Annotated in this window: 18 protein-coding genes; 1 reads left to right on the forward strand and 17 read right to left on the reverse strand. The window is 46.8% G+C overall.

Annotated features, from left to right (window positions below; genetic code table 11):
• Positions 1-185: 185 nt before the first annotated feature.
• The 7 genes from A8708_RS05250 to A8708_RS05280 form a co-directional block, all read right to left on the reverse strand.
• Positions 186-1,034, reverse strand: a complete 849-nt coding sequence (locus A8708_RS05250) for a 3-hydroxybutyryl-CoA dehydrogenase (RefSeq protein ID WP_068662463.1) — start codon at positions 1,032-1,034, stop codon at positions 186-188.
• Positions 1,035-1,123: 89 nt separating this feature from the next.
• Entirely contained in the window at positions 1,124-2,290 is a 1,167-nt protein-coding gene (locus A8708_RS05255; RefSeq protein WP_068662464.1) for an acetyl-CoA C-acetyltransferase, read from the reverse strand.
• Positions 2,291-2,313: 23 nt separating this feature from the next.
• On the reverse strand, positions 2,314-3,447 hold the full coding sequence (locus A8708_RS05260; protein WP_068662465.1) for an acyl-CoA dehydrogenase family protein: 1,134 nt from the start codon (positions 3,445-3,447) through the stop codon (positions 2,314-2,316).
• Between the two features lie 30 nt (positions 3,448-3,477).
• On the reverse strand, positions 3,478-4,386 hold the full coding sequence (prpB, locus tag A8708_RS05265; protein ID WP_068662466.1) for a methylisocitrate lyase: 909 nt from the start codon (positions 4,384-4,386) through the stop codon (positions 3,478-3,480).
• A gap of 38 nt (positions 4,387-4,424) precedes the next feature.
• Positions 4,425-5,873 (reverse strand): bifunctional 2-methylcitrate dehydratase/aconitate hydratase, encoded by a 1,449-nt coding sequence (locus A8708_RS05270; RefSeq protein ID WP_068662467.1) that lies wholly within the window; start codon positions 5,871-5,873, stop codon positions 4,425-4,427.
• On the reverse strand, positions 5,870-7,021 hold the full coding sequence (gene mmgD / locus A8708_RS05275; RefSeq protein WP_068662468.1) for a citrate synthase: 1,152 nt from the start codon (positions 7,019-7,021) through the stop codon (positions 5,870-5,872). The genes A8708_RS05270 and mmgD overlap by 4 nt, the downstream gene beginning before the upstream one ends.
• Positions 7,022-7,038: 17 nt before the next feature.
• A complete protein-coding gene (locus tag A8708_RS05280) occupies positions 7,039-8,172 on the reverse strand; it encodes an acyl-CoA dehydrogenase family protein (RefSeq protein WP_068662469.1) in 1,134 nt (377 codons plus the stop codon).
• Positions 8,173-8,522: 350 nt separating this feature from the next.
• On the opposite strand from A8708_RS05280, the gene A8708_RS05285 reads away from it, so the two are divergent.
• Complete coding sequence (locus A8708_RS05285) at positions 8,523-9,824, forward strand: nucleotide sugar dehydrogenase (protein WP_068662470.1); 1,302 nt, start codon at positions 8,523-8,525, stop codon at positions 9,822-9,824.
• 66 nt (positions 9,825-9,890) lie between these two features.
• Here A8708_RS05285 and A8708_RS05290 read toward each other — a convergent pair whose 3' ends face one another.
• The 10 genes from A8708_RS05290 to A8708_RS05335 all read right to left on the reverse strand — a co-directional run bounded on the left by A8708_RS05290 (position 9,891) and on the right by A8708_RS05335 (position 23,279).
• Positions 9,891-10,826: a glycosyltransferase family protein gene (locus tag A8708_RS05290; protein ID WP_204787471.1), complete on the reverse strand. Its 936-nt coding sequence runs from the start codon at positions 10,824-10,826 to the stop codon at positions 9,891-9,893.
• A 163-nt stretch (positions 10,827-10,989) separates the two neighbouring features.
• Positions 10,990-12,936 carry an ATP-dependent DNA helicase gene (locus A8708_RS05295; RefSeq protein WP_068662471.1) on the reverse strand — a complete coding sequence of 649 codons (1,947 nt, stop codon included), beginning with the start codon at positions 12,934-12,936 and terminating at the stop codon, positions 10,990-10,992.
• Between the two features lie 126 nt (positions 12,937-13,062).
• The gene (locus A8708_RS05300) at positions 13,063-13,941 is read right to left on the reverse strand and encodes a radical SAM/SPASM domain-containing protein (RefSeq protein ID WP_068662472.1); all 879 of its coding nucleotides are present in this window, start codon (positions 13,939-13,941) and stop codon (positions 13,063-13,065) included.
• 86 nt (positions 13,942-14,027) lie between these two features.
• Entirely contained in the window at positions 14,028-14,822 is a 795-nt protein-coding gene (locus A8708_RS05305; RefSeq protein WP_068662473.1) for a lipid II flippase Amj family protein, read from the reverse strand.
• Positions 14,823-15,437: 615 nt separating this feature from the next.
• Positions 15,438-17,261 carry an ABC transporter ATP-binding protein gene (locus A8708_RS05310; protein WP_068662474.1) on the reverse strand — a complete coding sequence of 608 codons (1,824 nt, stop codon included), beginning with the start codon at positions 17,259-17,261 and terminating at the stop codon, positions 15,438-15,440.
• Positions 17,258-19,021: an ABC transporter ATP-binding protein gene (locus A8708_RS05315; protein WP_068662475.1), complete on the reverse strand. Its 1,764-nt coding sequence runs from the start codon at positions 19,019-19,021 to the stop codon at positions 17,258-17,260. The genes A8708_RS05310 and A8708_RS05315 overlap by 4 nt, the downstream gene beginning before the upstream one ends.
• A 161-nt stretch (positions 19,022-19,182) precedes the next feature.
• On the reverse strand, positions 19,183-19,407 hold the full coding sequence (locus tag A8708_RS05320; protein WP_068662476.1) for a hypothetical protein: 225 nt from the start codon (positions 19,405-19,407) through the stop codon (positions 19,183-19,185).
• Positions 19,408-19,420: 13 nt separating this feature from the next.
• Positions 19,421-20,629 (reverse strand): Ger(x)C family spore germination protein, encoded by a 1,209-nt coding sequence (locus A8708_RS05325; RefSeq protein ID WP_068662477.1) that lies wholly within the window; start codon positions 20,627-20,629, stop codon positions 19,421-19,423.
• Positions 20,626-21,729, reverse strand: a complete 1,104-nt coding sequence (locus A8708_RS05330; protein ID WP_068662478.1) for a GerAB/ArcD/ProY family transporter — start codon at positions 21,727-21,729, stop codon at positions 20,626-20,628. The genes A8708_RS05325 and A8708_RS05330 overlap by 4 nt, the downstream gene beginning before the upstream one ends.
• Positions 21,726-23,279, reverse strand: a complete 1,554-nt coding sequence (locus tag A8708_RS05335) for a spore germination protein (protein WP_068662479.1) — start codon at positions 23,277-23,279, stop codon at positions 21,726-21,728. Before A8708_RS05335 ends, A8708_RS05330 begins: the two co-directional genes overlap by 4 nt.
• Between the last annotated feature and the right edge of the window lie 144 nt (positions 23,280-23,423).

Here is a 23,423-nt window from a genome sequence, read left to right on the forward strand (position 1 = left end):
ACAAATGTAACGCCTTTATAAAGAATTGCAACCCCATCAGGTTAGTAGAGTTTAATCACTCTTGATAGATACTTAACGACACTAATTAATGTCATTAATTAAATTCTACTCCTTTACCACCCAAATGTCGCTATTCAAACAAAAAACAGCCCCTCTACAGAGTGACTGCCAAGCAACCTTCAACTTCAATACGTATAAAATCCTTGCCCTGACTTGCGTCCAAGTCGCCCCGCCTTCACATATTTCCTGAGGAGCGGACAAGGCCGATATTTGGCATCCTTAAATCCTTCATAGAGTATTTCCATGATCGATAAACATGTGTCCAACCCAATGAAATCAGCAAGTTCCAGCGGTCCCATCGGATGGTTCATCCCAAGCTTCATCACCGTATCTACAGCTTCCACCGTTGCTACGCCCTCATATACAGTAAAAATGGCTTCATTAATCATCGGCATTAAAATCCGATTCGATACGAATCCAGGGAAATCCTGAACTTCTACAGGAGTTTTTCCCAGTTCCTTACTCAACTGAAAGACCGTATCGAATACGATCTGAGACGTTTCGAGACCACGAATGATTTCGATCAAGGGCATTACAGGAACCGGGTTCATGAAATGCATCCCGATAACTTGCGAAGGACGCGTTGTTGCCGCAGCAATCTCCGTGATGGGCAGAGATGAGGTATTCGTTGCCAGTATGACATCAGGGGGACAAATTTCATCTAGCTTCCGAAATAATGCCGTTTTCCATGCCATATTCTCGGATATCGCCTCGATCACAAGATCCACTTCTGCAGCCTGTTCAATATCTCCTGTCGGTAGAATGCGGCTCAGAAGACTTTCTTTCGCTTCCTCCGTCAACTTCCCTTTCGCAACACTTCGTTCTAAATGTTTACGGATCGCCAACATGCCTTTATCGATCAAAGCCAGCGATAGATCATGCCAAAGTACCTTGCGGTGGGCAGATGCAGCCACTTGCGCGATGCCGCTCCCCATCTGCCCTGCCCCAATTACCAGGATGGTTTGTATAGACATCGTTCATCGCCCCTACTGCTTCATTAAACTGACCTACTCAACGAACGCCTGTCAGTGTTATTCTGTCACTCACTTACTCTTTCACTCCGTCACTCCACACGAAGCAATATCGCATCCCCTTGCGCCGTCCCGCTGCAAATCGCTGCAATCCCATAACCTCCGCCAATTCTGCGAAGCTCATGAATTAAAGTGAGAATAATCCGCGTCCCGCTTGCGCCAATGGGATGACCGAGCGCAATGGCACCGCCATTAACGTTTACTCGTTGCGAATCCCACCCTAGCATGTGCTCACATGTGAGCACAACAGCGGCAAAAGCTTCATTCACCTCGAATCGATCGATTTGATCCAGAGTCATGCCCGTTTGCTTCAGCAGCTTTCGGATCGCCAACGCTGGTGTAGTAGCGATATACGGCGCTGGCTCGCCAACACTCGTATGGCCGACGATTGTCGCGAGCGGAAATATGCCCTGCTCCATAGCGGCATCACTCGCCATGACGATCAAGGCCGCTGCACCATCATTGACACCAGGGGCATTTCCAGCCGTAATGCTGCCATGCTTATCCAATACGGGGACTAAACCAGCAAGCTTAGCTAAATTCGTATCTCCACGTGGTCCCTCATCATGTTCTATTACAGTTGTACCCACAGGAACAGGTACGATTTCCTCTGCGAAGTATCCACTGGAAGTTGCGTGCAGAGCTAATTGATGGCTGCGCAAAGCCCACTCGTCTTGCTGCTGCCGTCCAATCTTGAATTCAGCAGCTATGCGACTGCCATGGAGCACCATATGCACGCGTTCGAATGGGCAGGTCAAACCATCATGAATCATCAGATCGAGCAGACGCTGTTCGCCCATTCGTGCGCCCCAACGCGCATGTGTCGCCAAATAAGGCGCAGAGCTCATGCTCTCCATACCGCCTGCTACCAGTACCGACGCGTCACCAGCTCGGATAATTTGGTCCGCCATGGTCACACTGCGCATCCCGGAGGCGCACACTTTATTGATCGTCTCCGACGTTACACGCCACGTTAACCCCGCCTTGCGAGCTGCCTGACGAGAAGGGATTTGTCCTGCACCTCCTTGCAGCACCATGCCCATCAGGACTTCGTCGATCAAGGAAGGATTCAGCGTCGCGCGACGAATCGCTTCTTTGATGACAATTCCACCAAGCTCGACAGCTGGGACATCCTTCAACGCACCACCGAACTTCCCGAAAGGCGTCCTTGCGCCGCCAACAATGACGCTTTCTCGCATACACCTCACCCTCCTGTCCACGCTCACATCTTATTAATCAGGCGAGCGATGGCTCTTCGCTGCTCATCCATCGATGCTTCAATCGTTTGAAGCATCTTCGCATCGCGCATATACCGTTCAACAGGGAACGCTTTGGTATAGCCATAGCCACCATGAATTTGAACAGCTTCAATCGTTACTGCCATCGCTATATGCCCAGCAAATAGATTGGAATACGCGCCTCCGTCTCCCTCTTGACTATCATGCCATGCGGCTTGATACGTGAGCAGCCTCGCTGCTTCAATTTGCGTTGCCATATTCGCCAGCTTAAATGCAATAGCCTGTTGCTGCACAATCGGCTTGTCGAATTGCCTGCGCGTCTTCGCATAGGAGATTGACACATCCATCGCTGCTTGCGCAAGTCCAACTGCTAGTGCGGCAATCCCGCTGCGTGCAGACTCCAGCGTCCGCAATGCAATCCGATGGCCGTCTCCTTCCTCGCCTAACCGATTTGCCAACGGGACTCGGCAATCGACCAATTCAATGGACATGCTGGGTGAACCGCGCAGTCCGATTTTTCGTTCTTTTTGACGCAGCATACATCCTGGTGTGCCTTTCTCAATAATAAAAGCACTACTCGCATCCGCTGTAGAATTATTTCCCGTCGCTGCAAACACCACATATACGTCTGCTTCCCCAGCGTTTGAAACGAGAACTTTCTTGCCCCGCAGTACGTAATCGTCACCATCACGCAACGCTTCTGTCTGCAAGTCAACAATTCCATTCGGCAGTGCGCGTTCAGACCACGCGTAAGCGCCGAGCTTTTGCCCATTTCCCATTGGCACTAGATATAACTTCTTCTGTTCCTCGTTGCCGAACATTGAAATCGCCGCAGCTGCCAACCCACTGTGCACATAAAGCGTGTACCCTGTCGAAGCGCAAGCACGCGCTATCTCCTCCAAAACCAAGCAATTCGTCAGCCTATCAGAACCTAGTCCGCCATATTCCTCGGGCACCATAATCCCCGTTAAACCAAGCCCCCCCATCGTATCGAATATATGGCGATCATAACGTTCTTCTTCATCTCGAAGCGCCGCCGTCGGCGCAACCTCCCCTGCTGCATAATCGCGTACCATGGCGCGAATCATTTCTAATTCCTCTGAAAGGCTATAATCCATGTGGAGCCCTCCCTCAAGCCGCTTGCACTTCTAGCTTTGATCCTCCCAAGTTGATCGTGCAATAGAACCATCCAAGGCCTCATAATCTTCATAACGAATCGCTTTGTATAACTCACTACGTGTTTGCATGTTCGCTAACGATCCGATTTGCGTTCCTTGCCCACGAATCTCTTCAAATACCCGTTCATACGCTTTAGCTGCGACTCGTAAGGACGTAACCGGATAGAGGACCATCCGGAAGCCCCAACTCTCAAATTGCGCAGCCGTATAGTAAGGCGTACGTCCAAATTCCGTCATATTGGCCAGAAGTGGTCCGTCCACTTCCTTCCGAAATTGATGGAAGTCCTCCTCACTCTCAAGTGCTTCAGGAAAAATAGCATCCGCCCCAGCGGCAAGATATTGCTTCGCACGGGCGATAGCTTCCGCCATCCCTTCAACCCCCTTGGCATCTGTCCGTGCAACAATATACAGCGTCGGGCTGACCGCTTTGATCGTGCGGATTTTATGACACATGTCCTCGGCAGGAATGAGCTTCTTACCACTCAGATGTCCGCATTTCTTCGGCATATCTTGATCTTCTATTTGTACGGCAGCGACTTTGGCCTCCACCATCTCCTTGGCGGTCCGCGCGACATTCAGAATGCCGCCATATCCTGTATCAATATCGACTAGTAACGGAAGTCCCGATGCTCGAACGAGCTCCCTAGCGCGCTCTGCAACCTCGCCCGAATAAAGAAGTCCCAAATCTGGCAATCCTCTGCTCGCCGTATAAGCAGCACCTGATAAGTACAGCACCCCAAACCCTGCTTGTTTGGCTATTCGCGCTGCCATGCCATCGTGGGTGCCGACGATTTGGACAATCGGACCCGCTTCAACGTAACTACGCCACTGCGCAGCCAACTGTTCTTGACTCGGCTCCTCCTCAATTAACCACGACATAGCAACCTCCTGACTTATTCAACCGATCTATCCACTCGTTAAATGACGAATAGCGACATATACGTCGAAACAGGTGTCTGAATGAGCTTTTCATAATCGAGTGATCCCTTCATAATTTCTTCCGTCTGCTTCCTTGGAAACCTTGTTTGCACATTCGCTTTGAATTTATCGATTACTTTCGGAAGACCTTCCGCTCGCCGCTTGCGGTGTCCGATGGGGTATTCACATACAATTTTCCCTGTCGACGTTCCGTCCTTAAAATAAATTTGAATACTATTCGCGATAGAACGCTTATCTGGATCAAGGTAATCCTTGCTGTATTGTTCGTTCTCGATCACAACCATACGCTCCCGAAGCGCATCAATGCGCGGATCAGCAGCAATATCATCTTCATAATGCTCGGCAGTCAGTGTACCAAACAGAAGCCCAACAGCTACCATGTACTGCAGACAGTGATCTCGATCGGCTGGATTGTACAAAGGACCTTTCTTATCAATAATGCGCATCGCTGATTTGTGAGTTGTTAACATAACTTTAGTTATGTCACCAATTCGATCATTTACAAGCTCATGTAGGGTTAAAGCACATTCAACTGCGGTTTGCGCGTGAAATTCCGCTGGGAATGAAATTTTGAACAGAATATGTTCCATCACATAACTGCCCAAAGGTCTGCCCAAAGTCAGTGTCTTACCTTCAAAAAGCACATCCTGGAATCCCCAGTTCGGCGCTGTGAGCGCAGAGGCATATCCCATCTCACCTCCGACTGCCATTAACGCCAAACGAACAGCACGGCTCGTTGCATCTCCCGCAGCCCATGATTTCCTAGAACCTGTATTCGGTGCGTGCCGATAGGTGCGTAAACTCGCGCCATCAATCCATGCATGGGAGATGGCGCTGCATACCTCCTCCATCGTTCCTCCCAGCATAACTGCGGCCACTGCCGTGGAAGCGACTTTCACCAGATGGACATGATCTAGTCCAACCGCGTTCAAGCTATTTTCTAATGCAAGCACGCCTTGAATTTCATGCGCTTTGATCGCCATCGTTAAGACGTCTTTCATGGTAAAAGGTAATTGACTCTCAGATATGCGTTTCCGACTTACATAGTCCGCAATTGCAAGAATACTGCCTAAGTTGTCGGATGGATGGCCCCATTCTGCTGCTAGCCACGTGTCGTTGTAATCCAGCCACCGAATCATGCAACCGATATTGAACGCGGCATGAACCGGATCCAATTCGTATCGCGTACCAGGAACGCGAGCACCTCCGACCACATCTGCGCCTGGAACAAGCGGACCTAGATGTTTCGTACAAGCGGGAAATCGCAGCGCAAGCAAGCCTGTTCCCAGTGAATCCATGAGCACATGATGAGCAATCTGATACGCTTCCTCACTTACAATCTCGGCATGCAATGCGTAGTCGGCAATCTCTACAATAAGCGGATCGAAGATCATCTCCCTCTGAACCCATTCTCTTGACGTACTCATACGATTTCGTCCTCACTTTCTGAATGCGGATCTTCCTGTGGCGGATGCAAATCGCGCGCACCTGTATATCGTACACGAGGTCGGAATAGACGATTGTTCGCATGCTGCTCCATCACATGTGCACTGATGCCGACTGTACGCGCTGCAAGGAAAACGGGTGTAAACAGTTCAATTGGGATGCCTAGCAAGTAATATACAGGCGCTGCATAGTAATCCAGATTGGGATGCAGCCCTTTCTCCGTGCGCATCACATGCTCACCACGAACACACAAGTCGAATAACTCCTGTTGGTAGCATGCGGGTGCGAGCTTCTCCAGCGCCTCCTTCATTAACAACGCGCGTGGATCAGGTTTGCGCATATAGACACGGTGACCGAAACCCATAATACGTTCCTTCCTCGCAAGTTTGGAACGAATCAACCCTTCCAGGTCATCTTCTGTACCCGCTTCAAGCAGCATGTGCATAACCGCTTCGTTCGCTCCTCCGTGCAGTGTTCCTTTTAGGGAAGCTACCGCACCAACAAGTGCGCCATAAATATCAGACTGTGTCGAAGCGATGACGCGAGCCGCAAAAGTCGAATTCGGCAATTCATGCTCACTATACACAATCAGCGATTGATCAAAAATTGCGACCTCCATCGGTGACGGAATCGTTCCCGTAATCATGTACAGAAAATTGGCCGTGTAAGACAAATTCGGATCGGGTTCGATGAGCGGCTGCTTCGTAATAGCTCTGTAGCCATAGGCGACAATTTGTGGCACTTTAGCCAACAACCGTATCGCTTTACGTCCATTCGCTCCTGGTGATCGATCATCAAGTTCGTCATCAAAGCTCGCTAACGCGGAGATACTCGTTCGCAGGACGTCCATCATATCTGCCCGATCCGGCATCAGATGGAGCATGGCGCGCACATTAGGCGGTAATCCATACATCGATTGAATCTGTTGCTCTATGGCTTGTCGCCTTGACACATTCGGCAATTCTCCTTCTAACAACAGCCCTACTACATCCAAATAGGTCGTTTGCTCTGCAAGTTCCATCAGATTATATCCGCGAATCACGATTTCTTCTTTCTCCACATCGAGATATGAAATGCTAGTCTCACTAGCTATCACATGCTCAAGCCCAGGCAAATAGTGATCACTCATGTTTTCGCTCTCCCTTCCTACGTGCTTTCAGAAAGCAGCAAACGCGAAATCACAATACGCTGAATCTCATTCGTCCCTTCATAAATTTGCGTCACTTTGGCATCTCGCAGATAGCGCTCCACCTTCGACTCCTTCAGGCATCCCCACACGCCACAGAGCTGGACAGCACGCAAACATACGTTAACCGCCATATCGCTGGCAAAAAGCTTCGCAATGGCAGCCTGTTTCCCATAGGAGAGCCCCTTGCCTTTGCGCCAAGCGGCTTGATAGGTCAACTGTCTTGCGGCTTCGATGTGCGTGGCCATCTCCGAAACATGAGCATAGAACTGCTCGCCGCCGAGCGAGCCAGATCCCGCTCCATAGGCGAGGACAGCGTCCAAGGCCCCTTGGCCGATCCCTGTAGCTTGTGCGGCAATCCCGATTCGGCCGCCATCCAGACTTCGCATAGCGATGCGGAATCCTTCGCCTTCCGGGCCCAGCCGGTTCCCCAATGGCACGCTGCACCCCTCAAACCTAAGTTCTATCGTCGTCGATGAACGGATCCCGAGCTTATTTTCCTTGGTACCGAAGATAAGTCCTTCCCTTCCTTTTTCCACAATGAAAGCCGTACAACTCTTTGTCTCCTTCTGTGTGCCAGTAATGGCGAAAACAATATACACCTCCGCCTCCCCGCCATTCGTCACGAATAGCTTAGAGCCGTTAAGCACGTACGCATCGCCTACATGGGTAGCAGTCGTTCGCATAGCACCCGCATCTGAACCTGAGTCGCTTTCCGTCAGGCAGTAGGCGCCGAGCTTAGTCCCTTGTGCCAGGGGGCGTAAATACTGTTGTTTTTGAGCTTCTGTCCCATACGTATGAATCGCCCAACTAGCCAGCGAGGTATGCACGGAGAGCATCACGCCTGTAGACGGACAAATACGCGAGAGTTCCTCAATCACCATTGCGTACGTTAGGAAATCATAACCACCTCCGCCAATGGCTTGTGGCCAAGGGAGTCCTGACCATCCCATCTCTCCGATACCATCGTAAATCCCACGGTCAAATCGCTCATATTCATCCCTTTCCTCTGAAGTCGGCTCCATCTTCGCGAGTGCAAACGTACGGACTTGGGCCCTGATATCTTGTTGATCTTGGGTATAAGAGAAGTGCATGCGACGACCTCCTTCGACGTGTTCATGATGCAGACACTGGATTGGCCGAGGTTGATTCGGTCGATCGTATTTCTTTGGACAAGTTGTAAACGCTTTCAATATATGTTATATATACACGCTTTTGTTAGGCATTAGACTAATATATTGCCGATATCATCGGCTGTGAACTGGATGATTAAATGAACCAACTTATATGGGGCAGTACTACTGTATTTTCAGTGGTACTGTCTCATTTCTTATCAACACCCAAGTTCTCTATAATGCCATAAAGTCCAAACTTTACCACCGCTATCTACATACGATAGATTCTGTAGACAGACATTTTGAATCGGTTTGGGATGGGGGATGACATGGACAACTTCGAACAAACTTCTAGGCGGATTCGAATCACCGTTATGGGACTTGGCTATGTGGGGTTGCCGCTGGCTGTTCTATTTGTGAAAGGCGGGTTTCACGTAACAGGCTTCGATATTAACCCGGAACTCATTACTAAGCTGCGCAATAAGGAGATGTCCCTACCCTCTTTGGCTGAGCATGATGCTCATTTCATAACCACCTCCGATCATTTCAGTGCGACAAGCGACTTAGATGAACTCCGTGACAGTGACGCGATAATCATTTGTGTGCCAACGCCCCTTGGCGCTGATCGTCAGCCTGATCTTCGTTATATTGAAGCAGCAGCAGACTCTATTAAGCAAATACTAAGACCTGGACAACTTGTTATATTGGAAAGTTCCACCTATCCGGGAACGACCAAAGAAATCGCTAACAGAATCATTGCAGGCACCTCCTATGTCATTGGCGAGGATTTGTTTATCGGTTATTCACCAGAACGTATTGATCCTGGTAATTCCCAGTACTCCGTTGAGACCATACCTAAGCTAGTCAGCGGGATAACACCAGCATGCCTAAATCAAGTGATACAACTTTACAGCTCCGTTTTCAAGGAAATAAAACCCGTGACTAGCCCAGAGATCGCCGAAATGGCCAAGTTGCTTGAAAACACATATCGATTTATAAACATTTCTTTTATTAATGAACTCGCCATACTCTGCGATGCCATGCATATTGATATCTGGGAAGTGATTGATGGGGCAAAAACAAAACCTTTCGGTTTCAACGATTTTTACCCCGGCTCAGGAATCGGTGGGCACTGCATACCCGTGGATCCGCTTTATTTACAATGGAAGTTAGAGCAATTGGGACTTGAATCGAGTTTCATTCGAGAATCGGAACGAATTAATGAATCCATGCCGATGTATATCGTCAAACGCATCAGTGAATTACTGAAGCCCTCTACCCCGCTCAAAGGCGCATCCATACTTCTGTACGGAATAACCTATAAAAGCAACGTCGCGGATGTACGAGAATCTTCAGCAATTAAAGTGCTGCAATATTTGCATGAAGCAGGTGCAGATGTAAGCTATCATGATCCTTACATGGATACGATCCATGTCGGGGGGACATTATTTCAAAGTGTTGAATTAACGGCTGATGTCTTGCAAAGAGCAGATTGTGTTGTGATTTTGATGACGCATAATGCTATGCCGAAGGCTGATATTCTTAAATATGCCTCACTCGTCTATGATACGCGGGATGTAATGGATAAACAAAGGAACATGCGCAACGTCATTCGACTTGGAGACAGCTAAAAAAACACCATCATTCCCTACATCATCTTTCATGATGCCAAAGGACATTGATGGTGTTTCTTTGTCTTACCCTTGATTTTTTAAAATTTCTTGGACCATTTCTACGAATTTCCTTGCGCGATGTTTAACTGTGTGATGTTTACGAATAAATTCATAACCGGCCTCGGCTATTCGGTTGCGTTCCGCACTATTTTTCAAATAATAATCAGCTTTCCATTCAAAATTGTCTTCCGTTACCTCCACGAAATGTACGCCTGGTATAAAGCCTAGGTCGAGCAGCTCTTTCGAAACGGAGGAGAGTAACAACGTACGACAGGCGAGCACTTCGTAATATTTACGTAATGGATAGTGGTATGTGGAGTCACAGGAGAGGAATATTTTAGCGCGATTGATCGCCTTTGCATAGTTTCTGTTTACGAGTACTTTCTTCTCTTCTTCAACCGTCATATCACGATATCCAGGGTGTTCTTCATGATAAAAGCCTTTTCTTGATTTCATCCGATCAAGCATGACTTTCCTAAGCGGATACACGGATGCCGCGGTGCAGCCTAGCAATAGATAGTCAATATCTCTCCTCAGCTCATAATCGCGAAAGATCTTGGTGTCGACAAAATGCGGAAACCAATGCATCTGATGTGCGAATTCTGGGAACAGCTTTAGAAAGGGGTCGCGATAAATGGAAAAGATATGCTTAATATTGTTCTTCGTTAGGAATGCTTTTCTCTCTTCAATATTAAAATGTGTATCGTGCACGATGACTCCAATTGGGATTTCGAGGTCAGCCAATCCTTCAATACGTGGACAATGTCGTTCTCGAATATCATTAAGAAGGATAAAGTCGGGACGTTCTGGAAGCTGTTTCAAAATATCCCTAATATGTCCGCTCTTATGCCAAAGGGATAGGTTGACTAGCTCAGATAATGCCATTGAAAAATGATGAAAACTCCGTTGTACATATTTACTGAAATCTCCAGTAATGAACAGTACTTTACATGGATTCACAGATGCCACCGCCTTTGATCTACACAGCTTCATCTTATGTCCAAGCAACAAAAAAAGTTCCTTTACACATCCATACCGCGGGCCTAATTATGTGTGCTGATTGGATCAACAGCAAAAAGAGAGGTAGTCCCTCCTGCCTCCCTAACAACAATTAGATATTCGCCTATTCGGATTTCATGACTACACCAGCCGGCAGTACCCGTTCAATGTGCTCGCGGAGCGTTGCATTCGTATATAATTCCTCGCTGAAAATGGCAATAATCCCACTATCCTCACGCGTTCGAATCAATCTTCCCATCCCTTGTCGCAGTCTGAGCAACATATAAGGAATGTCTACTTCCTCGTATGGTGAAGCTGATGCTTCACGCTTCGCGTTAAACACGGGATCCTGTGGAGGAAACGGCAGCGCCCAGACGATGACGTTGGATAGCGACGGTCCTGGAATATCGAGTCCCTCCCACAAGCTAACGGCAGCCAACACGCTATGTTCATTCTCTTGGAACGAGGCAATCACATGTGAAATTTCTTGATCTCCTTCATAGAAGAAAGTTAGATTCTTACATTCCGAACGCGAGGACATCTCTCTCTTGAAATGTTGCAATTCTTGATGTGTCGGGAATAAAATAAGCGCTCTACCTTCTGTCCTATTCAGCAAGCTAACTGCTGAAGTCATCTTCTCTTGGAACGTTCCGCCATCTGTGAAACGCGGAGCAATGACTTCCATTCGCTGCGCATAGTCATACGGTGAGTCTACCGAGAACGAGAGATATTTCTCTAGGCCTAAGCTGTTCGCCACATAGTCGAACTTACCTTCTACTGATAGTGTGGCCGACGAGAACACGATTGGCATTTTGGAGGAGAAGACATACTCCTTGAGCACTTCCTTCACCGTTCTTGGCATAACAACCAGACTGAGCCCTGTAATACTTTCCGTTGCCCAGCAAATGAAGGAATGATCATTGCGGAATAGCGCAAACGCCTTCTGCATCATCTCCAAGTGCTCCTCAACAATTTTCAGCTGATAATCGTTCAGGGTAAACATCTCGCCCTCGAAGACAAGCTCCTCTTCGATTTCGGACAAAATATCACAGAGCGTGTGAATCTCTCTCTTCAAGAGATCACTCATCACGATTTGTTTACGGTCAGAGCCCGCAATCGGGCGACAGCAGCCCTCCAGTACTTCGAACATACGTTCGCTCTGCTCGATCGCACGATCTATACAGACGGCTAACGTTTCACGAACTTCCCCTTTTAACAAACGGATAACCAATTCCTCGAATACCACATGCTTCAGCTTATAGGTCAACGCCTTTTGAGCGGCGGATTCCATCAAATGCCCTTCATCAAACACAACGGTACAATGTTCTGGCAGAAGTGGCAATTGTCCTTCACGCTTACGACCGTCATACGTCCACACATGTTCCATATAGAAGTCATGCGAACAAATGATTAAATCTGTCGATTTCCGGTAGGATTCACGCGACAAGGTTTGTCCACACCGATGCCGTTTATCACACACAAAACAGTCTTGATACGCATCCCAGTTCATGCGGTGCCACTGTTCATCGCTTAGATGTGGATAGTTTTTGCGATCCCCGTAAGCATAGAACGTTTGCAAAGCTTCACGCGTATGCACGAAATCAGGAAGTTCCGCATATACGTCACGATATAGTTCTGTATCTTCATGACCAAATCTTGCTTCATCCAGCTTAACCAGACAAGCATACTGATCTGGAGACTTAGCCAGTCGTGCATCAATGACCATATTCAAATGGCGAGCGATTTTATCAATATCCCCGCCAGGTTTAACGAGCTGTTCAATTAACGATTCGTCCGCACAGGCGATAATCGCCGGTTTGTTCGTGAAGCGCGAATAGCACAGCGCATATAATAAATACACTAACGTTTTGCCAGTCCCTACGCCGGCTTCCGCAAAAATCGTCTGTTTCTCAGCATAAGCCCGCTCTAGCTGAAACGCCATGTAAATCTGTTCATCCCGAACTTCAAAGCCTGCCTCAGGTAAAATGTCATAAAAGATATCCGCAATCCAGTCAGACACCTGCTGCATATATGGCTCTGCATGATCATATGCAAATGGATAACGTCCCACGTATGTGCCCCCAACCTTCTAAGTTAAGAATCAAACTTGTATTATCTCATGAATGTATGGTAAATGCAAAAGCTGAAAAAAAGCCCAATTCCGCAGCGATGACGCTGACTGGAATGGGCTGTTAATTTACATACTGAATCGTTCGCGGTATCCGCATTTACGGCAAAGTTCCTCAACCACTTCGCGTCTGGAAAAGCCCTCGAACAAGCGATTGGCGCGCTCACCTTCGATAATGTCGGAGAAATTGGTTTGGTTAATATTACCCAAATTGATAACCCCTTCCCCATCCAGACAACACGGGATCACGGTTCCGTCAACAAGAATACCCGCTTGATTGCGCAGCGCATGGCAGAAGCCAGGTCCCTCGATTTCCTCCGCTTTCAAATCTGGCCACTGAAACTCATGATCCTGATTCAGATAGACACGATCAGCAAGCTTAACGCCAGTCCCGCGGACGAATTTCTCGTCGATTTTGTAATCGAGCTCGAACTCCTTCTCTAGCAATTCAAGCACTTCGCGATTCCGATTTCGTTCCAAATTCGTCTGATTATCTGTGTCTAAATTCCATAGTCGGAAAGAAATAATGACATTGGATTTCGCCACGATTTCCTTGGCAAACCGCAGGACACTCGTCACATAACCTTCCTTATCCTCGGAGCCTTCATGACCATCAAAGCTATGCAAGGAGAAATTCATTTGGCGAAGAGCTGGTTTATCGAGCAGCTTGTGCCTATTTTTATTAATAAGCGTACCGTTCGTCGTGATGTTGACTTTGAAGCCCTTCTCGTGGCTCAAGTCTAGTAATTCATCGATTTTGGGATGAAGCAGCGGCTCACCCTTGACATGCAAATAAATATGATCCGTATGCGGTTTAATTTGGTCAAGGATATTCGTAAATGTATCTATTTTGATGAAATTAGCTTGACGCTTCGTTTGCGGACAGAACGTGCAGGCCAAATTGCATACGCTCGTAATTTCAATATAAAACTTCTTAAACTTCTTCATGGTCGGACTCCGTTTCTTGTGCACTACTACTATGATAGAGGCTATTATACCAAGCGAAGGGGCCGAAAGAAAGGTTTTCACACTTTTTAGAAAAATACCTGCACCATCCAACCAATAAAGTAGGCTGACGGCACTAGAAATACTTGCGCTAAAAGCGTTCCCAAGAAGCGAGTTGTCATGAGTAAAGCATATATTTTGCCTAGCTGCTTCCGTTGCTCTTCGTCATGCAGTGCTTTGTCAGTGATGAGACCCAACTGGGGATCAATGAATATGGTAAGCAGAATCGTAGCGATTCCATTAATCAATCCGGAGGCTTGGGAAGCTGTGGTTGCATGATCCGGCCATAAATGAGCAGCATAGAGTGAGGCGAGAACACCAACCGAGTAGAAAGCCGTGACAACAATATTGATAAATAAGAAGCGTTTGGAAATCCCGAGATAACGGAATTGGCTTAGTTTCACTTTTGGTTTTTTGATATATTTGGTCGTGTTCTTCAGTTGTGAAATCGTTACATTCGTGAGCATCTTCGGCAGTGAACCCGCGAGTTCAAGACGAGCAATAACTCTAGCACTTATGTTGATAAAAGTAGGAAATAACGCGATCGCAATAATCGTCCCAATGGACGACGCTAACAGGGAGATGCGCAAATAACGCACCAAATCAAATGTTTGTTCATGTTTGGCGTAATCCACGAAATTCGCCGTCATCGGCGCCTGAATCAAGTTCGCTGTGCGCGACACAAGTACGACAATGCCAACCAGCGACAGTGCCACAGCGAGCTTGTTCACCCGCACACCCGCATAACGAATCGAGTATGACAATGTCTCGGCCGTATGAATTATCATCGTCAAAACAAATACCAGAATGAGTGTGTTGACCATAAGATAGGTTCATCCTTTACTGGAGTGATGGGTGTATAAAACAAAAACCCGCCTTCTGTTGGTCACATTAGGTGGGTTTCTTGGGGGAGTACACTTCGAGTACAATATTCAACTTTACACTGTCTGATCGGCGAATCTGTGGAGTTAGATGGAAAATATGTAGTTAATTTCTCCGATTTCGCCCGAATTTCCATAATAAATGGAAAATATGTAGTTAATTTCGCGTAATTCATCGGTTCCATCGAATTCCGTTGAACTTAACTACAGGAAATCCAGTTAATTCGGATTTCGGCAAGAAATCGTGAAGATTAGCTGTAGATTTTACAGCTAATTGATTTAGTTTGTTGAAGTGATGCTGGTGTTGGGTTGCTAAGTGCTGGTGTGTTGCTGATGTGCAGCTGTAGTTGCTGGTTTTGTTGCAGATTGCTATTGTGCAGTTGTGCAGTTACGTTGTTAATACTACTGTGCAGCTGTTTTTGTTTTTGTTATTGATATGGTGATTGGAGTTACACCAGACTAACAATACTATGTTGTTATTTGTAATATTCGTGACGAAGTTCGAATTTCCTTTATTTGTATTCGTCATAGCGCATGCTCACAAACTGACGCCTAAGCTTATGCTTTACGGTCATCCCCGTACCACAGTTCACGAAACGTAGGACTGTGTCGCAGCAGATCATCTGACGTACCTTCCGCTTCGATCCGGCCATCTTTCATTACGATGATGTGATCGGCACGTGTCAGCGCGGTTTTGCGATGCGAGACGACCAAGCACGTCGCCTCACTGCGGCTCTGGAACATCCGCTCCCAGAGCTTCTGCTCTGTCTCGACGTCGAGCGCGCTCGACAGATCGTCGAAGACGTACAGCTCGGCGTCCCGCACGAGCATCCGGGCTGCGGCCGTCCGCTGCGCTTGGCCGCCGGAGAGCTTCACCCCGCGCGGGCCAATGACCGTGTCCAGCCCTTCAGGCAGCTGCGCGACGTCGAACTCGAGCACCGCCGCGTTCAATGCCTGAGGCAAGCTATCGTCTTGCTCCGCTTGCCCGAGCAAAATATTATTGCGCAGCGTATCGCTGTATAACCGCGGCACCTGCGCGGTATAGGCGCTCTGCGGCGGTGTAAAGAAGGTGCCCGGATCCTCGACGGGCACACCATTCCACGCAATCGTTCCGCTCTCCTTGGGCAGCAGCCCAAGAAGGGAACGAACCAGCGTGGTTTTGCCTGAACCGATCGTTCCCGTGATAACGGTGAACGAACCTCTTTGCATGGCGAAGTGAATGTCAGCGATACCTCTACCCGTATCCGGGTAAGTATAGCTGAGTCCATTCACTTCCAGTCGCTGCAGCGGAGGCGCGACGACGCTGTCGTCCGCTTGATCTTTATATTGATCTTGAACTCGATCTTGATCTATTTTCACAGCTGTCGAATCAATCTTCCCTACCCGCTCCTTCTTCAAATACAACGGCTTCACCATCGTCAACACCTTCGCCGACGCTCCTTGCAACAAGAAGGTCAGTCTCTCCAAGGAAACACTCATTTGCTTAAAATACGTGATGAACTTCCCGACATTGGTTATAAACTGCGTCACAAAAGTCAAATAGTACACGAACAATGCGAGGTCACCAACGGTGAACGTTCCTGCTCTCATTTTCGTCCCCGCTAACAGAAGTAAGAGTCCTGTTCCCAGATTGACCGAATTCGAGAAAACAGAGTCTAGCAATTCACCCATCAGTCGATCTTTCAACATTGCCTTGCGACGTTGATCACCGAAGGAGCTGAACCGCTCCATCACTCGCTTCTCAGCGCCAGCCACCTGAATGGCTTGCACGTTGCCGAACATTTCGCTAATCTCACCCGTTACCTTGGAGGTAGATTCTCGACTCGCCGCACGATATTTCTGCAAACGTACAGTGGCTAATTGAGCGGCTGTGATAACAATAACGATTGGCATAAACACAAGAAGTGTCATTTGCGCATCAATACGAATTAATATGTACCCAGAAACAAGAGCGAAACACGTCATCCCAAACACATCGACTGACCAGCTCGCGGCTTCCTCAGACTGATCCACATCGTCACGGAAATGACTGATAGCTTCCCCAGGTGACACGGGAATGGCCTGTGCACCGGGCTGCTTGAGAACATGCTCTAGCAAATTGCGGCGAAGCAGCATCCCCATGCGAAAGCGGAAATGAACATCCGTGATGAATCCAAAAACGATCAGCAGAATCCTGCCCAAAGCAGCTCCAATCAGCAATGCGATTAAACCCCACACGCCAAAGCTTAGCTTGGCATTCCCTGTCAACGTGTCGAAAAATTCTTTTGTAATCAGACCCGGAGCAATTGGAGCCAAATAAATGATCGTCCATGCGAAAGCATTTATGAAATATCGAAGGGGTTTATACATGATAAGCCCTTTTAAATACTGAAACGTCGTCATGCCAACACCTCCTCTAACCCTGTGGCGAGCAATTGGCTGAAGCGGGAATTCGGGTCTGCGGCTAGAACTTCTCTACGTCCTGATTCCAAGACACGTCCCCCGTCCAAAATAACAATATGATCTGCACGCTGTACAGTGGCAAGTCGATGAGCGATCATGATACAGGAGCGTTCCGTTAACAACTTGGAAACAGCTTTCTCCATACGTTGCTCCGTCAAAGGGTCCAGACGTGATGAAGCTTCATCCATAATAACAAGTCCAGGGTTCGTTAAGAATACACGTGCAAAAGCCAACAATTGCGCCTCTCCTGCGGATAAACTGCTTCCCCCTGATGCAAGCCCTGTATCCAAACCTTCTGGCATCGCATCATACCAAGCTCCTAAGCCAAGTTCATGAAGCACTGCAACAATCTGTTCATCACGAATCGATGCATCATAAAAGGTTAAATTATCACGAATTGTCCCTTGGATGATTTCAATGTTCTGGGTCACTAGTGCGACCCGCTTGCGCAGTTCGGCTAATTTACAATCACGAATGTCAGTACTATTAAGTGCAATTACTCCACTTTGCGGGTCATAGAATCGCAATAATAATCTCGCAATCGTTGACTTTCCGCTACCTGTTCGACCCAGTAGTCCAAGCACTTCACCCGGCTTCAAAGTCATCGTCAAGTGATCAATCGTCGGCTGATCGTCATCATAACTGAATACGACATCCTTGAAATCAACCCTAAGAGGTCCATCCGGGAGCACAGCCCCTGGCCCATCTTGAATCTTTGATTGAATCGCGAAAAGCTCACGAATACGGGAAATACTTGCGTCAGCTTTTTGCAGATCTTCCATTTGCGTTCTGATCTTCTCAATCGGTTTAGCAAGTAATTCCGTGTAAAAGAAAATTAAATACACCGTACCTAAGGATATTTGATTACCGTGCCATAAATAAGCGCTGATCGCGAATGCCATTGCATTCCCTAATGCGAATACGAAGATCGACATGTTCCACATTGCGCAGAAACCTAGGAAAGCTTTGACACGTAGAGGCAGCATTTTGCGGAGCATCGTATAGAAACGATTCATGACGAAGCGTACTGCACCATTAGCACGAATATCTTCCGTACCCTCCAAATGTTCCCCAATAAAACCATAAAACTCTGCATTCGCTTGCCGCCATCCCGCCCAAACAGGTACAGCAAACTGACGAATCCACTGTATCAAATAAATCGCACAGACAACAAAAATAGCCATTCCTGTTCCAATCAACCAATTTTCCCGAAATAAAAGGACGAGAATACCGGCCATCAACAACACATTTCCAAATAAATGAATAATCATGGAAGAAAAGAAATTCGCAAGTGCATTCACATCCCCATCCACTCGTTCAATCAGCGAGCCTGATGTATGGCTTTTATGAAAAGACATATCTAGCGACAAACAATGTGAGGCTAAATCAACGCGCAACTTATTGGTCGTTTTCCATCCAACATTTTCGCTGTAATAAGTCGCAATCACAGATACTAACTGCTGCACCAACGCAAATCCAATGAATAGGATCGCCGCTGTATAAAGGGGCTGCATCGCGCCTTGCGACTGCGCAGTATCAATAAAAAATCGGATAATTTGCGGGTTAATCAGCTGCAGTCCGATAGATGTGAACAATAGGAGCGTTAGTCCGATCAGCGTCCCCTTCTGAGGGAACAAATAGCGACCAAGCAGCTCGCGGTATTGTCCCATGGAATTGCTGTTTTTTCGGTTTTTCTTCATTCGTATGGAGTCCTCCGTATTCCTCTCGACGTACACTCCATCATACTAAATTGACTCGATCTCGACAACGGACTGTTTGGCTAAAATGAAAAAAACCGCCGCTTTGGCGGTGGATATGGGCATATCCCTGTTAGCTGTCAGTGTAGTGTTAAGAATTCCATTTATTCCGTTCCAATTATGTGGTTTAACGGATTGTATAAGGGAAGAACCCAATCGGTCGGACCTGGCAATTCAGGGTAAAAAAGAATTAGAATCCCAATCGTCAAGGCAATTGCGGAAATACCTCCAATAGCCACTTTCACTTTAACGCTTTTTACATGCCTCGCCTCCAACAGGTAGATAACCAACGTTAATCCAATCATTTCAACAATAGGTAATGTTTTCAATTCTAATCTCCTCTTATTTTTTACGGATACTGCTCTCAGGGACCCCTTGAGGAACAGTGGATTTGCCAATCCGATAAATTTGTGTGGCAATGTGAACATTGACTTGTAATTCAGGAAATACCTGATCATTCCACCGTTCCTTGACCTGGTTAAACTCCTTAGGATAATGCTGATAAAATTCTTCGGCAAAACCGAATGCATCCGTTTTGAGTTGCTTTTGTACTCGCTGCAGACTGGCATCGATATCCCCCCTTATCAATTGAGTCCATGTCGTTTTGATTTGTTTGATAAACTGCGGATCAAAATTAGATTGATCCGTTGTGTTCAATACTAATTCTCCGTTCATTTCTACAAACAGCTCAATACGCCATATTCCATTTTTTTCAATGTGTGGAACAATCTTCGTTTGGGAATGAAGCATATTCACCGAAACATAACCTGCGGACGTATTAACGGGGAACGAAAAAATTTTGGTCTCCAACTCATTGCAGATCGTAAGGATGCCCACGCTGGCACGTTCTTCTAAACTGCCTACTAATTTATCTTTATTAAATACATTAATGCCAGAAACTTGAATATTATTGTGAGTTGCATCTGCCGCTGTGGCGAATGGAATAATATGAATACGTGTCATTAGAGCCGCTTGAGAGGCTCCATCTATTTTTTGCGCGAGTTCTTTGAGCGTAATTTGGGCACCTAACTTCAAATTGCCCATCTCCCGAAGTACTTCCGCAGAGCTTCGCTCCAAAGGAGGCTGCAGCTTGATCAGATCAACGGCCTTATCGTTGCTTACATACATATAAGCATGCTCCCGGAATTGGATATACCTCAGGAAGAAATCGATATAGGATTGAATCCCCTTCGCGGCAGCTTCTTTCCCGATAATGATGACCTCGCTTTGTCCCCAAAATAAAGAGCGTGACAGCTTGCCCTGCAGTTGGCTCATTGCATCAGCAATAGTCACTCCATCGGCGCTCATCATTATTGTCTGTCCTATAGCATTGCCGCCACTGCCTCCCGTATTGCCTTGAGGGCCGCCACCGGCCACCTTTGGGTAAAAGATTTGCGCGGATAACATTGTTTTATTATTCGGAATGCGGTCTACACCAACAGCCAGAACGATAGCTAAGTCATTGATCTCCCTGCGATCCCAGCACCCCGTCGAAGTCACAGCAAAGAGCAGAAGCAACCAGTGAAACAGGAGCCTTTTTCCTGTTCTCATTGTGAACTTCCTTTCCCTATTTCCCCCTGCTTTCGAATGACAGCAACTCCCCATAACAATCCTGGCAAGATGATCAAGAAGGTTAGTGTGTACAAGTTCCCCCCAGCTCCCAGCAAGGTGCCCACCTCACTTTGATTGGACACGACCCAATAACTGTATATGATGGTGAGGAAAGATATTGGAAACACAAGTGGACGGTAATCTTCAATGTTCAGCCATTGTGCCGTGGCCACCGCTTGGACATATAAAAACAGCGAAACTTTCACAAAAATACCAGAAATCCAAATGGCTACGATAAGCGATTCAATATGCTGGAAAAAATCAGCATAGCTGATATAGCGTGCCGCAATCATAACAGGGTACACAAACGTATCCGTTAAGTCCCCTAAGAGCATCAGACATGACAGATTAATGGCAACCATCGTAACCGTTACAACAACTAAGGACAGAAGCGTAATTTTGAACGCCTTTGACCGATCGGAGACGCTGGGAAGGAAAAAAGAAACTAAAATGTATTCTGCAAACCAAGCTGCCGGAGCAATCGCTCCAATAAAAGAAGGTTTTAGTCCTTTCTCGGCAAAAGGGAGCAACTCGTTCGGATTCATCTCAGTGATGAGCAAAGCTAATATAAAAAAGAGAATAAACCATGCCATAATGATCAAAAATTGACTACTCCGTGCGATGACCTGAATTCCGCTTTTAACATTTATGGCACAGAACAACATCAAGGAGCCCGTCACAACAAATAAGGGCGTGTGGCGAAGAACTGTACTCAAGATAAACTCGCCATATTCTCTTAATATGATTCCGCTCAAATGAGGCAAGTAGAACATATACAACAGCCCAAATAACTTACCACCGATCTTGCCTAATACGATTGTGCTGCATTGTATCATAGACAAGCCTGGAAATTTCACGTTAAGGCGGAAAGCTATCAGGATAGCAAGAAAACCAAAAGGCGAAGCCCAAAGTGGGGATAACCACATATCATGTCCTGCAAATTTCATCGTAATACTTGGTACACCGAGAATGGATGTTGCCAGAATGGCTGGATACATAAACACAGCCATTTGCTTTGAGGAAATTTTTTGATGGATCATGTTGTATCCTCTCCTTTAACATGCTGGCCGTCAGTTTCATGCTGCTGTTCTTGGTAACCGCTCAATTGAGGGTGATGCTCCTGCTTCCAGACTGGCGCACGGAACAACATATCCTTGAAATCCTTGAAGCGCGTCGGTGTAATCGGTGTTAAATAAGGGACCCCGAAGGAACTTAGTCTGCTAAGATGCAGAATGATGCCAATAAACCCAAGGATCACACCAACCAATCCTAGGTTTCCTGCCATTAGCATGATAGGAAACCGGATTAATCGAAGAGGAATACCCAAGGTATACCGAGGGATCATGAAAGAAGCAATTCCAGTGATCGCCACTACAATAACCATTGGGGCCGATACGATGCCAGCAGAAGTAGCTGCCTGCCCAATAACAAGCGCGCCAACGATACTGACAGCAGCCCCTACCTGTTTCGGAAGGCGTACCCCCGCTTCTCTCAGTGCTTCAAATGTAATTTCCATGATTAGCGCTTCTACAAGGGCAGGAAACGGAATCTCCTCTCTTGATTTCGATATATTGAGCAATAAAACGCTTGGTATCATCTCTTGATGGAAGGTGGTGATAGCAACGTAAGCGGAGGGCAGCAGCATCGAGATGATGAAAAAAACATATCTGAGTAGACGGATAAACGTACTCATAATAACATTCTGGTAATAATCCTCTGCTGATTGAAGCAGCGAGAACAGCCCCATCGGAGCAATTAAAGCAAAGGGAGTCCCATCAATCATGACAGCAAGTCTACCTTCCAAGACATTCGCACATAGGACATCTGGACGTTCCGTTGGCAATACCTGAGGAAATGGTGAGTATGGATTATCGGAAATCCATTCCTCGATCATTTCGCTCTCAAGAACCCCATGAATGCGAATTCGTTCGATTCGCATTTTCATCTCAGCTACCAGTTGGGGATCCGCCAGGTTCTTCATATAAACCAAAGTAATTTGTGTTTTCGTATAAGTTCCTATTGTCATGTTGACCATCTTAAGCTCTGGACTTTTTATTCTTCTGCGAATCAGTGGGATGTTCACCTTAAGCGATTCAGTAAACCCTTCGCGTGGACCTCGTATCGTTGATTCGGCCACTGGTTCTTCTACATTCCGTTGTATGATTTTGCTCATCCCGAAAGCAAGTGCTGTTTTAGAACCATCTATCAATAGAATAGGAAGCCCACTGCCAATTTTTTCAATAATAGCGGACCACTCTATCAACTGTTCTGCCTTGGCTGAAAGCTGGTCGACCAGTTGGGGTAGATATTCCGTTTGCCCTGGCACTCCATGCAGCAAAGTTTCGATAATTTGGCTCTGGAACAAGCCTTCGTCCGCTAATCCCTGAGCATACACAGCAGCAGCTTGGATACCATTCCCTAGCTTGAAAGACTGGAACACAATGTCGCTGCACTCGTCATACATCGAGGCCAAGTATTTCAAATTATCATCCAGTCTGGATGAAGGGTGATGCTGAATTCCAGTTTCAGATAAAGAGGGTGCATCAGACGTCTTTAAGTTCCTCTTCCATCCTTTGTTGAATAGACGCATACGTGACCCTTCTTTCCATATCTCAGATCTTTTATACAGCGACAGTATGTCCCAATAGAGCTAAAACTATCCAATTCCTAATTGGAATAACTACTGCATTTTCAGATATAGATTCACCATTTCGTACCAATAGATAATACAAAA

This window comes from Paenibacillus oryzisoli, assembly GCF_001653565.1.
In the GTDB taxonomy this organism is placed as follows: Bacteria; Bacillota; Bacilli; order Paenibacillales; family NBRC-103111; genus Paenibacillus_E; species Paenibacillus_E oryzisoli.

Coding starts and splice junctions, on each gene's coding strand:
- A8708_RS05250 (WP_068662463.1), bottom strand. CDS start 1,034: ATGTCTATACAAACCATCCTGGTAATTGGGGCAGGGCAGATGGGGAGC.
- A8708_RS05255 (WP_068662464.1), bottom strand. CDS start 2,290: ATGCGAGAAAGCGTCATTGTTGGCGGCGCAAGGACGCCTTTCGGGAAG.
- A8708_RS05260 (WP_068662465.1), bottom strand. CDS start 3,447: ATGGATTATAGCCTTTCAGAGGAATTAGAAATGATTCGCGCCATGGTA.
- prpB (WP_068662466.1), bottom strand. CDS start 4,386: ATGTCGTGGTTAATTGAGGAGGAGCCGAGTCAAGAACAGTTGGCTGCG.
- A8708_RS05270 (WP_068662467.1), bottom strand. CDS start 5,873: ATGAGTACGTCAAGAGAATGGGTTCAGAGGGAGATGATCTTCGATCCG.
- mmgD (WP_068662468.1), bottom strand. CDS start 7,021: ATGAGTGATCACTATTTGCCTGGGCTTGAGCATGTGATAGCTAGTGAG.
- A8708_RS05280 (WP_068662469.1), bottom strand. CDS start 8,172: ATGCACTTCTCTTATACCCAAGATCAACAAGATATCAGGGCCCAAGTC.
- A8708_RS05285 (WP_068662470.1), top strand. CDS start 8,523: ATGGACAACTTCGAACAAACTTCTAGGCGGATTCGAATCACCGTTATG.
- A8708_RS05300 (WP_068662472.1), bottom strand. CDS start 13,941: ATGAAGAAGTTTAAGAAGTTTTATATTGAAATTACGAGCGTATGCAAT.
- A8708_RS05305 (WP_068662473.1), bottom strand. CDS start 14,822: ATGGTCAACACACTCATTCTGGTATTTGTTTTGACGATGATAATTCAT.
- A8708_RS05310 (WP_068662474.1), bottom strand. CDS start 17,261: ATGACGACGTTTCAGTATTTAAAAGGGCTTATCATGTATAAACCCCTT.
- A8708_RS05315 (WP_068662475.1), bottom strand. CDS start 19,021: ATGAAGAAAAACCGAAAAAACAGCAATTCCATGGGACAATACCGCGAG.
- A8708_RS05325 (WP_068662477.1), bottom strand. CDS start 20,629: ATGAGAACAGGAAAAAGGCTCCTGTTTCACTGGTTGCTTCTGCTCTTT.
- A8708_RS05330 (WP_068662478.1), bottom strand. CDS start 21,729: ATGATCCATCAAAAAATTTCCTCAAAGCAAATGGCTGTGTTTATGTAT.
- A8708_RS05335 (WP_068662479.1), bottom strand. CDS start 23,279: ATGCGTCTATTCAACAAAGGATGGAAGAGGAACTTAAAGACGTCTGAT.